We start from the raw sequence: 12,084 nt of genomic DNA, 5'->3' as shown, positions 1-12,084 counted from the left end.
CGCGGTGCTGGGGTCAGCGGTTGTTGGCACCGTTGCCCGAGAGGACCGGGATCTGGTCCAGGATGTGCGACAGCGGCTCGTCGCCCTTGGCCTGGGTCGAGTTCTCGACGCACTGCTGGTTCTGCGGGGCCGACAGGATCGGGACGTCCTGCACGGTGATCGGGACGGCGCCCGCGACCCCACCGAGGTTGAGCTTCGCCGGCAGGCCGATGCAGGGCTTGTTCAGCGAGCCCTGGACCAGCGAGAGCTGCGGGCTCATGTCGCCGAACGTGGCGGAGTTGCCGAACGACTGCTCGGCGCCGTTGCCGCTGACGGACGTGGTACCACCGTCGTCGCCGATCGCCAGGGCCTGGGGGGCGGCCGTGGCCGAGATCCCGGCGATGGAAGCGGCGACAGCAGCGGTTGCCCACAGCTTCTTCATGTTCATTCCCTTCGGAAAGCGGACTCCTGTTGGGGAGCTGCATGATCATTAACTGGATAGACCGCGCAAGAGTTGCGGGTTATACCCCATTTGGCCCAGCGTGCGGAGGTTTCAACCGTCATGTGTGCGCCGGTGAGCTCCCCGAGTCGCGGTCGGCGGTCATGTGCGCGCGGCGGGAAAGCCGACGGGCCGCCGAGAAGTCCGGCGGCCCGTCGACGAGAATCCCAGGAGGGGTACGGAGTACTAGCGGTTGTTGAAGCCGTTGCCCGAGAGGACCGGGATGTCGTCCAGGATGTGCGACAGCGGCTCGTCGCCCTTGGCCTGGGTCGAGTTCTCGACGCACTGCTGGTTCTGCGGGGCCGACAGGATCGGGACGTCCTGCACGGAGATCGGGACGGCGCCGAGGACGGAACCGACGTTGCCCTTGACGGGCAGGCCGATACAGGGCTTGTTCAGCGAGCCCTGGATGAGCGCCATCTGCGGGCTCATCTTGCCGTAGGTCGCCGAGTTGCCGAACGACTGCACCGCACCGTTGCCGCTGGTGGACGTCGTGCCACCGTCGTTCCCGATGGCCAGCGCCTGCGGCGCGGCGGCAGCGGAAACGCCGACGACGGAAGCGGCGACCGCCGCGACGGCCATAACCTTCTTGATCACTAGCTAGTCCCTTCTGGAGAAACCCCGTCCACCGGAGCGTCATGGTCAACTGCCGCGGACGCCCATGGTTGCTCCGCTTCACTCCGATGGCCCACATTGAAGAGTGATTCCGTGACCCGTGAGCGCCCTAAGGATTCCCGCGAATTCACCGCCGATGAACGGACCGATCGGGTGAATCGCCGCAACCAATCCAGGACCGCCGGGTTGAGTGCGAGAGCAGGAACATGTGTCTCTGCCAGGAAAGGACCGAGAAATGTTCAAGAAGGCAATGGCCGCGGCGGCGGTCGCCGCTTCCGTCGTCGGTGTCTCGGCGGCGGCCGCGCCCCAGGCGCTTGCCATCGGCGACGGGAACGGCACCACGTCGGTCAGCGGGAACGGCGCCAAGCAGGCGTTCGGCAACTCCGTGACCAAGGGCAAGATGAGCCCCCAGCTCAGCCTGGCGCAGGGCACGCTGAACAAGCTCTGTGTCGGCCTGCCGGCCAAGGTGAACGCCGGTTCCCTCCTCGGCGCCACCCCGATCGCCGTGCAGGACGTCCCGATCCTGTCGGCCCCGCAGAACCAGCAGTGCGCCGAGAACTCGACCCAGGCCAAGGGCGACGAGCCGCTGTCGCACCTCGTGGACGACATCCCGGTCCTGTCCGGCAACGGCACGGGCAACCGCTGACCGTCGCCGCTTTCGCCGTCTGAAAGAGCTCGGGCCCCCGCGTACCACGCGCGGGCCCGAGCTCTTCGGTGTCATATGGACGGCTTATTTAAGGGAAGCGTTTCTTCTCGTGGGCACGTGTGAAGCTTCGGTGTTGATTCGAATGCGGGGCGATTCGAGTGAATTCCCAAGCCGCACACGTTCTGTAGTTTCTTCCGACGTCTATCCCTCGTTTACAGCCTGCAGGTCATGGTGCGAGCCGTTCAAGCTGTGCTCGCTCGGTTTCGGCCGTCATAGGGGCATGACCGCAGAGAAGGGAAAGCACGTGAAGCACAAGAAGAGCGCTGCTGTCGTCGCCGGCGCGATCATGACCCTGGGGATGGGCGCCCCGGCCTTCGCGGACGCCGGTGCCGAGGGCGCCGCCGTCGGTTCTCCGGGTGTCCTCTCGGGCAACGTGGTCGAGGTCCCCGTGCACGTGCCCGTCAACCTGTGCGGCAACACGGTCGACGTCATCGCCCTGCTGAACCCGACGTTCGGCAGCGCCTGCGCCAGCGACTGACGCGCAACGCAGCAGCCTTTTCCAGGCTGTGTCCTGGCCGGCCTTGGGCGCTCTTTCGGCCCCAAGGTCGGCTTTCCTCACTTCTTCAAGCAGGAAGACAACGAGATTGCGACAGACCCTGAGTAGGGGAATGGTCGTGGCCGCGGCTGCGACGAGCATCCTGTCCCTGTACGGCAGCCCCGTGTTCGCCGACGCGGACGCGCAGGGCGGCGCGTCGGACTCACCCGGCGTGGCGTCGGGCAACACCGTTCAGCTCCCGGTGCATGTGCCGGTGAACGCGTGCGGCAACACCGTCAACGTGATCGCCGCGCTCAACCCGGCCTTCGGGAACTCCTGCGCCAACGGCTCGGGTTCACGCGGGTCGCAGGGTAAGGAGAGCTCGGAGGACTCGCAGGGTTCGGAGGCTTCGCACGGGTCGCAGGCGTCGCAGGATTCGTCGGGCGCGACGCAGCAGTCGGCCCCCGACGAGAGCGCCTCCGACTACGGCTCCGGCTCCTCGGACAGCGACTACGGCGAGGAGCCGGGCCCGTACGGCGGTCCTTCCGACTCCTCGGCGTATGGCGGTTCGTCCGACTCCTCGCCGTACGGCGGTTCGTCCGACTCCTCGGCGTACGGCGGTCCTTCCGGTTCGGCGTACGGCGGTGCCTCGGCGTACGGCGAGGCACACGGCTCGCCCGGTGTCGGGTCGGGCAACATCCTTCAGCTCCCGGTGCATGTGCCGGTGAACGCGTGCGGCAACACCGTCAACGTGATCGCCGCGCTCAACCCGGCCCTCGGCAACAAGTGCGAGAACGGTCCCGGCTACGGCGACACCCCGCCGACGACGCCTCCCACGACACCCCCCACCACCCCGCCGACGACGCCTCCCACGACGCCGCCGACGACACCTCCCACCACCCCGCCGACGACGCCTCCCACGACGCCGCCGACGACTCCGCCCGTCACTCCCCCCGGGTACCCGCCCACCCTGCCCCACACCGGCAGTGAGAACGTGCTCGCGGCCTCGGCCGCCAGCGCCGCACTGCTGCTCGGCGGGACAGTGCTGTACCGACGAGGCCGAGCCGCGTCCCGTCGTTAGTACGACCCTCTGGGTGCCGGACGCCTCGCCGCGCCCGGCACCCGGGCCCGCGTCATCCATCGGGATCAAAGGAAGCGGCCCCGGTTGGCGGGATCCCTATTCATATGACTGAGTGTCAGTAGAGGAAAAGGTATGAACAACTGACGGAAAACGCGTCCGAGCCATGGGAGTCGGCGCAGTCGGAGCTATGAGAGTGGAGAGGGGAGCAGGCATGGCCCCACGAAAGCAACGGCCCCGAAGCGGAAGGCCGGCTGTCGTCGCGGCCGGCATCGTCGCCTCGGTCGCCCTGGCGGCCGGTACCGGACACGCCGTCGGCGGCGCGCCGCGGGCCGCCGACCCTCCGGCGCCGACACCGACGACGGTGACACCGACGCCACCCACACAGCCGACACCGCCCACACCGCCCACGGCCCCGACACCGACGACGACGGCGGCGACGACGACGGTGACACCCACACCTCCGACACCGGCCTCGGCGACATCGCCCGTGACCACGCCCGTGACACCACTGGTGTCGGCGCCCGTCACGCCCACAAAGCCGCCGACCCCCGTGACGCCGACGACCCCCGTGCCCAAACCCGCCGAGGCGCCCTCCGCGTTCGGCGCCTACCTCGACTACGGCCCCCGGGGTGTGGCCCGGATCGCCCTGCTCAGCCAGTGGCTGGGCGGCGCCCAACTCCGCGTCGCGCACACGTATCTGCCGGGCGATCGCTGGAGCAACATCGAGGGGCCGCCCGGTTTCCTCGACGTCTGGGCGGACTGGCGGCGCGAGCGGAAGGACCGGATGCTCGTCCTCAACGTGCCGATGATGGAGCGCAACGAGGAGAACGTCTCCGACGCCGAGGTCCGGATGCTGCTGCGGCAGGGCGCCGCCGGCGCGTTCGACCAGCACTTCCGTGCCCTCGCCCAGCGCCTGGTCGAGCTGGAGGTTCCGGACACCGTCATCGTCCTCGGCTGGGAGATGAACGGCATCACCTACACCCATCGCTGCGGGCCGGACCCGGAGGCATGGAAGACGTACTGGAACAGGATCGTCACGACCATGCGTTCGGTGCCGGGCCAGAAATTCCGGTTCGACTTCGCCCCGAGCCGCGGCCTGGACGCCGTTCCGTGGACGCAGTGCTATCCCGGGGACGACACGGTCGACATCGTCGGCATGGATTCGTACGACCAGCCGCGGGGGCTGTCATTCGACGAGGAGGTGAACGAGCCGTACGGCCTTCAGGAGCACGTGGACTTCGCCAAAGCCCACGGCAAACCCATCTCCTATCCCGAATGGGGCCTCTTCCGCAACGGCGACAACGCGGCGTACATGAAACGCATGCTCGCGTGGATGGACGACCACAAACCGCTGTACAACACGCTGACCGACTACTGCCCGCACGGCGTGTGGCAGTGCCACCAGAACCCGAGGGCGTCCCAGGTGTACCGCTCGGTGCTCTTCGGCCGGACCGACCCCACACCGCAGCCGACGACACCTGTACCCACACCCGTCACGCCGGTACCGACACCCGTACCGACGCCTGTACCAACCCCCGTACCGACACCCGTACCCACGCCGGTGGTGCCGCCCAACTGTTCGCCGCTGGATCTGGGCGAGTGGGTGGAGTACTGGCTCGGCGGGAAGCTCTGTATGCGCTTCGACTGGTGGTCGCGCACCCGGTGACACCGGCCCGGCGGCAGGCCCCTCACGGCCTGCCGCCACCGTCGGCGCCGCCACCACCGGCACCGCCACCGCCACCGTCCGTCCCACCTCCACCCCGTTCCTTCCACCGGTGCACCAGTTCCTTGCCCCGGCCGCGCGCGGCGACGTCGCAGAGGACCGCCGACATCAGCGGCGCCGTACGTCGCCGGGCGAGCAGCAGCCGATGGTTGACCACGGGGTCCGGGCGCCAGTGGTGTTTGTAGGGCTCGTCGCCGCGCAGCAGGCTCAGCGTTCCGCGTCCGCCGCCCTCGGTGTGCCGGGCGCAGGCGTTGAGCAGTATCACCGCCACGTCCGCCTTGCGTTCCCGCAGCCCCGGGTGGGCGCCGTACAGATAGCCGCCCGCCAGGCGTCGTGACAGCAGCGTGAGGTCCACGGCCATCACGGTGTCGTCGAGCCGGAACTCGGTGACCACGGCGTTCCCGGAGCGCACCATCGGGCCCACCGACCGCACCAGATGCTCGGAGAACCGCTCCTGGAGGTGTTCGGTCGTCACCTTCCGGCCCTGCCACTGGAGTCGGTGCAGTTCCAGCAGCCGGCGCAGCGCCGCGTCCACCTCGTCGTGCGGGACGTCCCGCTGCTCGATGCCGAGCGAGGAGAGCTTGCGCAGCTTGGCCCGGACGCGCTGGGCCTTGGACGAGGGCAGCCGCCCGACGAGGTCGTCCATGGAGGCGGCGGGCAGCTCCAGGCAGAGGGAGTCCCGTACCCGGCGGCGCGGTCCGCGCCAGCGCTCGTAGACCCGCTCCACCGCGCCGCCGGGCGGCACCTCGCGGAAGTCGATCAGCGCGGTGCGGGCGACCGCGGACAGGCCCTCGGTGAGTGCCGCGGCGGCACGGTCGGTGCGCTCGTCGTCGGTCCCGTCGTCGATGAGGACGTCGGCGTAGTCGGAGATCGCCCCGCCGAGCGGGACGAGCACGGGCAGCGGACGGTGTGCGCGCATCAGGGGCGCGACCGCGCGGAGTTCGCCGCCCTCGCGGACCAGAACCAGCCGCAGGCGGCCGGGGGAGCCGTACGACAGCCACCAGGAGTGCAGCCAGGCGTGGCTCTGGAACGGGGTGGCGGCGGCACACCGGTCGTACAGACGTCCCCAGGCCGGGGCGAGCGCGGCGAACTCCCTTTCGTCAGTGACGACTTCGGTTCGCAATTGCGCCCGGGGCGCGCGTACCCCGGTCCGCAGCGCCCCGCTCACCGTTGGCCGTGTCCGTCGGCGGCAGCGGCCGGGCTCGGCACGGAGGCCTGGAGGGCGGGGTCCACGGTGCGCCGGGGACGGACCAGCAGGACCAGACCGCCCAGCAGCCCGCCGGCGCTCGCGCCGACCAGACCGGTCACCTTCGGGGAGGCCGAGGAGGCGGCGGTCGGCTTCGGCGCGCGGGAGAACTGCTGGAGTTCCACGTGGGTGCTGCTCTTGGTGTCGTTGGCGTGCCGGGTCAGGGCGCGCGCGACGGCGTTGGCCATGTCGGCCGCGAGGTCCGGGCGCGGTGAGGTGGCGGAGACGGCGACCATCGGCGCGTCGGGCGAGGTCGCCGTCTGCACGCTCTGCTCCAGCGTCCTCACCGGCACTCCGGCCCACACCTGCGCGTCCCCGAGCACCGCGAGCTGCGTGGCGACCCGGCCGTACGCCTGCGCGAAGCCGAGCGCCGACGCCGGATCCGACTGCTCGGTCGGGACGACGATGACGTAACTCGTCGCCGTGTATGTCGGGGGCTTGAGGACGCCGTACGCGCCCCCGAGCGCGCCCCCGAGGAGGACGCCGGCGGCGAGCAGTGACCACGGCGGCACGACCCGCCCGCGGGCGAAGGCCGCGCGCGTCGGACCGGAGGGCAGGGACGGGCCGGAGGGTCCGGACGGGCGGTGCTGCCGGGTGGGATTTTCGGTCATGAGGAACTCACTCCCAGAGAGGTGCAGGAGACGGCGGCCGTGTACACGTCCATGAGCTGTGCGGCGCTGCGGGTGATGCAGTAGTGGTGGGCGGCGTCCGGTACCGAACGCGGCCCGGCGCCCTCCGCACGGACCCGCAGGAGGGCTCGTACGAAGGAGTCGGCGCCGCCCTGGACCCGGCGGGCCCCCCGGGCGGCGCTCGGCGGCAGGTCCTCGACGGCCGGGCAGGAGACGTAGAGCACGGGCAGCCCGGCCGCCATCGCCTCCACCACCGCGAGTCCGAACGCCTCCTCGGCGCAGGGCGAGCAGAGGACGTCCATGGCCGCCGTCAGCGAGGGCAGATCGGCGCCCGGGAGGCCGCCGCCGGGGCGCTCGCCCGTGAACAGCACCCGATCCGTGACCCCGGCGTCGTGCGCCGCCCGCCGGAGCACGCTCTCCTCGGCGCCGCCGCCGACCAGCAGCAGCCAGTATTCGCGGGGCAGTTCGGCCAGCGCGCGGATCAGGACATCGAACCGCTTGCCCGCGGTGAGCCTTCCGACGCCGCCGACGACGTACGCGCCCTCCGGCAGTCCGAGGCGGCGGCGGGTGCGTTCGCGCAGCAGCGGGTCGAAGCGGAAGCGGGCCACGTCGATGCCGTTCGGCACGATCTCGATGCGGGGTCCGGGCACGCCCCAGCGCTGGAGCCGGTCGGCGACGGTCGGTGAGACGGCGACGGTGGCGCGGCCGAGGCGCTCGCTGGCCAGGTACAGGGCGCGGACGCCCGTGCTGAGTCTGCGGCCCTCCATCTGGGAGTCGCCGAGGGAGTGTTCGGTGGCCACGACGGCCTTCACCCCGGCCAGGCGCGCGGCGATCCGGCCGTACACGCAGGCCCGGTAGAGGTGGGTGTGGACGAGGTCGTAGCCGCCCGCGCGGATCAGTTTCACCAGGCGGGGGAGGGCGGCGAGGTCGCGGTTGCCGGTCATGCCGAGGTGGACGACACGGACGCCGTCGTCGATGAGGCCGTCGGCGACCGCGCCCGGGTTGGTGAGAGTGACGACGTCGCAGTCGACGGGCAGGTGGGCCAGGAGCAGGCGCAGTTGCTGCTCCGCGCCGCCGACGCCGAGGCCGGTGATGATGTGCAGGGCCTTCATCAGGCCCCCTCGACCGGTCGGCGCCGCAGCCGGTGCAGCTTGAGCTTCAACAGCAGGCGCACGGAGCTGTCGTTCTGGCCGATGTGGACGCGGGGGAGGGCGTACGGGCCGGTCAGCGGGCCGGGGTCGATCGCGCAGCCGTACGTGTATCCGGCGTCGCGTACGGCGTCGACGACCCGCTGGTCGACCGTCCCGTACGGGTAGCAGAAGCCCTGGACGTGAGCACCGATCAACTCCGAGAGCACTGCTCTGCTTTCGGCGACCTCGGCGTGCAGCAGTGCGTCGTCCGCCCGCGTCAGATCGACGTGGGTCAGCCCGTGCGAGCCGATCTCGATGCCCTCGGAGGCGGCGGCCAGCCGGATGCCCCGCTGGTCGAGCAGGCGCTTGCGGGGGCCGAGCGGGTCCCAGGCGTTCTCGCCGGCCAGCCGGCCGGGCAGGACGAAGAGGGTCGCGCCGCAGTCGTGCCGGCGCAGCACGGGCAGGGCGGCCTCGACGAAGTCGGCGTACCCGTCGTCGAAGGTGAGACCGACCAGGTCCCGGCCCGCACCGCCCGCGCGGGCGGCGAGCAGTTCGGACACGCTCACCCCGCGCAGGCCGCGGCGCCGCAGCCAGCCGAGCTGGTGGTCGAGGCGGTCCGGGGAGACCGTGATGCGGTACGGGTCGTCGAAGCAGTCGCCCACGGAGTGGTACATCGCCACCCAGGGGGCCGCGTCGACGGAGCCGGTACCGGTACGTCTGACGCCGACGGTACGTCTGCTGCCGGTACGTCTGGTGCCGTGGGTGCTGTCAGCGGAAACGGACATGCGGGAGCCTTCGTGTGACGGAATGGAGGGCGGGTGCGAGGGCCTGGACCCGCAGGGCCCAGGCCAGCAGGGCGAACACGACGGTCACGACCGTGCCGCCGGTGAGGAGACCGAGCAGGGGGGAGCGCAGATGGCTCGCGCAGAGCGTCCCCACGGCGGCGGCGACGAGCGCCGCGCGCACCGGTTTGCCGAGTTCGACGACCACGAGCCGGGTGCGGATCGGCACACTGCGCGGGCCCATGCCGTACAGCAGGAGCAGGGCGCTGAGGGTGATGCCGCCCGCGTTGGCCGCCGCGATCCCGCACACCCCCCAGGAGCCGACGGTCAGCGCGCCGATCCAGGAGGTCGCGATGATCCCCGCGGTCATCGCGAACAGCGGGTACCAGGTGGGCCGCCCCGAGGAGAAGTACGAGCGGACCAGCGCGCCCACCAGGGTGTGGCCGAGCAGCCCGAGGGCGTACACGCGCATGACGGCGGCGGTGGCCGCGGTGTCCTGGGGGGTGAACGCGCCCCGCTGGAACAGCAGCTGGATGATCTGCGGCGCGCACGCGACGACCGCCGCCGCGCCGAGCAGCACCGTGCAGGAGACGACGGCCAGATCGTGTTCCACCCGGCTGCGGGCGCGTTCGGTGTCGCCCTCGGCCATCGCCTGCGCCACCACCGGGAAGGTGACGGTGCACAGCATCAGCGAGAGCACCATCGGCATCTGCGCGACCTTCTGCGCGTAGTTCAGGTGCGAGATGGCGCCTGCGGGCAGTGAGGAGGCCAGGAAGCGTTCGATGAGGACCTGCGACTGACGGACCAGGGCGAAGAGCAGGACGGTGGTGACGAGGGTGAGGTCCATCGGGCGGGCGGCCTCGATCCTCTCGAGGCCCGCCTCCTTCCCTACGGCGCCGCGGCGGCCGAGCTGCCGCCACAGGGAGGGAGCCTGCGCGACCACCATCAGCGCACCGCCCACCGCGACCCCGAGGGCCGCCGCGCGCACCCCCCAGTGCCCGCCGAGCACGAACATCGCCGTGATGATGCCGGTGTTGTACGCGACGTAGATCGCCGCGGGCGCGACGAACCTGCGATGTGCCCGCAGCGCCGCGCTGCAGTAGCCGGCCAGTCCGAAGCTCAGCACACAGGTGGCCGTCAACCGGGTGCAGTCGACGGCGAGTGCGGGGTCGGGCAGTCCGGGCGCGAGGGCTTCGACCAGGTAGGGGGCTCCGGCGATGAGGAGGGCGGCGGTGGCCATGAAGGCGAGCGTCAGTCGGGGCAGGGTGGCGGCGACCAGGGCGCGGACCGGGTCGCCGACGGATCCCCGGGCGCGCCGGGCCACCGCCATGCTGAACGCCGGTACGAGCACGAAGGCGAGACCGTCCTCGATCAGCAGCGTCGCCGCGAACTCCGGCACGGTCCAGGCGACCAGGAAGGCGTCCGTGTCGGAGTCCGCCCCGAACAGGTGTGCGAGGGCCTGGTCGCGGCCCAGGCCCAGCAGGGCCCCGGCGATGGACAGGGCGATCGTGACGAGGGCGGCCTTGGCGAGGAAGCGGTTGGAGGAGGGTTCTGGGGAGTTCGGGGAGTTCGGGGAGCGTGGGGAGTCCGGGGAGCCTGGGCGGGCCGGGGGTTCTGGGGATTCCGGGGGTTCCGGCGGTGGAGCGGGTGTGATGGGTGGGTCGGATGTGGCTCGTGGGTCGGATGTGAGGCGTGGGTCGGATGCGGGGGGAGCGCTGCGGGCGGAGGGCAGGACGAGTGCGCCGCCGGGCTCGAAACCGGGCTCGAAGCCGGCCTGGGCCTTGGTGTCGACCCGGGGATCGGCGTCGCGGCCGGCCGTCGCCCAGGGAGGCTTCACCGTCATCGCGCCCCGGCCTCCTCAGGCGAGGGAGACATCGACGAGCGGGACATCGACGAGGGGGACACCGGTGAGGCCGGATCCATCAGCGCCCACCATGCCACCAGCCCGAAGACCACGGCCGTCAGCACGGTGGAAGGCCCGCCGATGTCCGCGTACATGAAGTCGAACAACTGCCAGACGAGCAGCCCGCACCCGACGAGCGCGCAGTCGAGGCCCGACGGGGTCCGCCGTACCCTGGCCAGCCCGGTCAGCGCGCACACCAGGAGGGCCGCCCAGCCACCCGCGAGGGCGAGCAGCCCGATCAGGCCCTGCTCACTGAGGACGAGCAGGTACATGTTGTGCGGCGAGAGCAGCGGCTGTTTGCGGTAGGCGGAGCCCGCGCCCCCGATGTCGCTGCCCGAGGAGAGCGCGAGCGAGGCGTGGCCGTCGCGCTGGTCGGGGAAGGCCTTCAGCCCGACGCCGGTCAGCGGGTGGTCGCGCCACATGTCGACGGCCGCCGCCCACATCGTGTACCGGTCGACGACGGACTGGTCCGGGGCGTCGGTGACCTGAGTGATGCTGTCGATGCGCTCCTGGAGCATGGCCGTGCCGATACCGAACCCGCCCACCAGGACGACGCCCGCGGCGGCCACCGCGGCGCCCACCTTGACCGCGCGCCGCAGACCCGCCAGCACCAACTGGGCGCCGCACGCCACCACCGTGGCGATCCACGCGCCCCGGCTGAACGACAGCGCGAGCGGCAGCAGCAGCGCCGGCACGCACACCAGGGCGGCCGTCCGCTGCCGCGGGGTGACCGGCCCGAGCGCCAGCGCCACCGCGCACACCAGCCCGAACGCGACCACGGTCGCCATGCCCATCACGTCCGTCGGCCCGAAGGTGCCCACGGCCCGGATGTCCTCGCCCATGTAGGTGGCCCCGGTCCCGGTGACGTACTGGTGCACGCCGACGGCCCCCTGCCACAGCGCGAGACCGACGAACGACCAGGCGAGCAGCCGGAAGTCGCGGCGGTCGCGCACCGACAGCAGGACGGCCGCCGGGACCAGCACGAAGATCTGCAGATAGCGGGCGAGCCCGGTGATCCCGGCCCCGGGGCTCGCCGCCCCGGCCGCCGCGATCGCGATGCCGACCACGGGCAGTCCGAGGACCACCGCGGCGGTACGCGACAGGGGGCGCCGACGGGCCCGTAGGAGACGTACCGCGCAGCACACCACGGCCAGAGCGGACATGGCGTCCGCGAGGTTCGCGCCGCCCTCGGTGTCCGGCGCGACCGGCAGTCCGAGCAGGGCGATCACCGAGACGACGGGCAGGACGGGCAGCGCGCGCCTGAGCGCGGCGGTCAGCGGGGCGAGTGGTGAGACCGGCAGTGCCTGGCTCATCGG

General features: G+C 71.5%; 12 protein-coding genes. 4 read left to right on the top strand and 8 right to left on the bottom strand.

Annotated features, from left to right (window positions below):
* Window positions 1-13: 13 nt before the first annotated feature.
* Together AQJ27_RS19925 and AQJ27_RS19920 are read right to left on the bottom strand one after the other, a co-directional pair.
* Complete coding sequence (locus AQJ27_RS19925; protein WP_067370673.1) at window positions 14-421, bottom strand: rodlin; 408 nt, start codon at window positions 419-421, stop codon at window positions 14-16.
* Window positions 422-664: 243 nt separating this feature from the next.
* Window positions 665-1,075 (bottom strand): rodlin, encoded by a 411-nt coding sequence (locus tag AQJ27_RS19920; protein WP_067370436.1) that lies wholly within the window; start codon window positions 1,073-1,075, stop codon window positions 665-667.
* Between the two features lie 253 nt (window positions 1,076-1,328).
* Between AQJ27_RS19920 and AQJ27_RS19915 the strand changes: the two genes are divergently transcribed.
* From AQJ27_RS19915 to AQJ27_RS19900, 4 genes are all read left to right on the top strand, one after another.
* Complete coding sequence (locus AQJ27_RS19915; protein WP_067370434.1) at window positions 1,329-1,739, top strand: rodlin; 411 nt, start codon at window positions 1,329-1,331, stop codon at window positions 1,737-1,739.
* Window positions 1,740-2,019: 280 nt separating this feature from the next.
* Window positions 2,020-2,277, top strand: a complete 258-nt coding sequence (locus AQJ27_RS19910; protein WP_067370431.1) for a chaplin — start codon at window positions 2,020-2,022, stop codon at window positions 2,275-2,277.
* Window positions 2,278-2,407: 130 nt separating this feature from the next.
* Window positions 2,408-3,355 (top strand): chaplin, encoded by a 948-nt coding sequence (locus AQJ27_RS19905; protein WP_067370428.1) that lies wholly within the window; start codon window positions 2,408-2,410, stop codon window positions 3,353-3,355.
* A gap of 211 nt (window positions 3,356-3,566) precedes the next feature.
* Window positions 3,567-5,021 (top strand): glycoside hydrolase family 26 protein, encoded by a 1,455-nt coding sequence (locus AQJ27_RS19900; protein ID WP_067370425.1) that lies wholly within the window; start codon window positions 3,567-3,569, stop codon window positions 5,019-5,021.
* A gap of 22 nt (window positions 5,022-5,043) precedes the next feature.
* On the opposite strand, the gene AQJ27_RS19895 is transcribed toward AQJ27_RS19900, so the two are convergent.
* The 6 genes from AQJ27_RS19895 to AQJ27_RS19870 form a co-directional block, all read right to left on the bottom strand.
* On the bottom strand, window positions 5,044-6,201 hold the full coding sequence (locus AQJ27_RS19895) for a GNAT family N-acetyltransferase (RefSeq protein WP_079065094.1): 1,158 nt from the start codon (window positions 6,199-6,201) through the stop codon (window positions 5,044-5,046).
* A gap of 41 nt (window positions 6,202-6,242) precedes the next feature.
* Window positions 6,243-6,935: a YveK family protein gene (locus AQJ27_RS19890; RefSeq protein WP_079065093.1), complete on the bottom strand. Its 693-nt coding sequence runs from the start codon at window positions 6,933-6,935 to the stop codon at window positions 6,243-6,245.
* Entirely contained in the window at window positions 6,932-8,065 is a 1,134-nt protein-coding gene (locus AQJ27_RS19885) for a glycosyltransferase (RefSeq protein ID WP_067370420.1), read from the bottom strand. The genes AQJ27_RS19890 and AQJ27_RS19885 overlap by 4 nt, the downstream gene beginning before the upstream one ends.
* The gene (locus tag AQJ27_RS19880; protein WP_067370665.1) at window positions 8,065-8,757 is read right to left on the bottom strand and encodes a polysaccharide deacetylase family protein; all 693 of its coding nucleotides are present in this window, start codon (window positions 8,755-8,757) and stop codon (window positions 8,065-8,067) included. Before AQJ27_RS19880 ends, AQJ27_RS19885 begins: the two co-directional genes overlap by 1 nt.
* A 94-nt stretch (window positions 8,758-8,851) precedes the next feature.
* Entirely contained in the window at window positions 8,852-10,708 is a 1,857-nt protein-coding gene (murJ, locus tag AQJ27_RS19875) for a murein biosynthesis integral membrane protein MurJ (protein WP_096239761.1), read from the bottom strand.
* Window positions 10,705-12,081, bottom strand: coding sequence for an O-antigen ligase family protein (locus tag AQJ27_RS19870; protein ID WP_079065092.1), 1,377 nt, complete (start codon window positions 12,079-12,081; stop codon window positions 10,705-10,707). Before AQJ27_RS19870 ends, murJ begins: the two co-directional genes overlap by 4 nt.
* Window positions 12,082-12,084: the final 3 nt, after the last annotated feature.

The organism is Streptomyces olivochromogenes, from assembly GCF_001514115.1.
Taxonomy (GTDB): Bacteria; Actinomycetota; Actinomycetes; order Streptomycetales; family Streptomycetaceae; genus Streptomyces; species Streptomyces olivochromogenes.
The sequence above is the reverse complement of the archived record's forward strand: the minus strand, read 5'-3'. Positions and strand labels throughout refer to the sequence as shown.

Coding starts and splice junctions, on each gene's coding strand:
- AQJ27_RS19925 (WP_067370673.1), bottom strand. CDS start 421: ATGAAGAAGCTGTGGGCAACCGCTGCTGTCGCCGCTTCCATCGCCGGG.
- murJ (WP_096239761.1), bottom strand. CDS start 10,708: ATGACGGTGAAGCCTCCCTGGGCGACGGCCGGCCGCGACGCCGATCCC.
- AQJ27_RS19885 (WP_067370420.1), bottom strand. CDS start 8,065: ATGAAGGCCCTGCACATCATCACCGGCCTCGGCGTCGGCGGCGCGGAG.
- AQJ27_RS19870 (WP_079065092.1), bottom strand. CDS start 12,081: ATGAGCCAGGCACTGCCGGTCTCACCACTCGCCCCGCTGACCGCCGCG.
- AQJ27_RS19910 (WP_067370431.1), top strand. CDS start 2,020: ATGACCGCAGAGAAGGGAAAGCACGTGAAGCACAAGAAGAGCGCTGCT.
- AQJ27_RS19915 (WP_067370434.1), top strand. CDS start 1,329: ATGTTCAAGAAGGCAATGGCCGCGGCGGCGGTCGCCGCTTCCGTCGTC.
- AQJ27_RS19905 (WP_067370428.1), top strand. CDS start 2,408: ATGGTCGTGGCCGCGGCTGCGACGAGCATCCTGTCCCTGTACGGCAGC.
- AQJ27_RS19900 (WP_067370425.1), top strand. CDS start 3,567: ATGGCCCCACGAAAGCAACGGCCCCGAAGCGGAAGGCCGGCTGTCGTC.
- AQJ27_RS19880 (WP_067370665.1), bottom strand. CDS start 8,757: ATGTACCACTCCGTGGGCGACTGCTTCGACGACCCGTACCGCATCACG.
- AQJ27_RS19890 (WP_079065093.1), bottom strand. CDS start 6,935: ATGACCGAAAATCCCACCCGGCAGCACCGCCCGTCCGGACCCTCCGGC.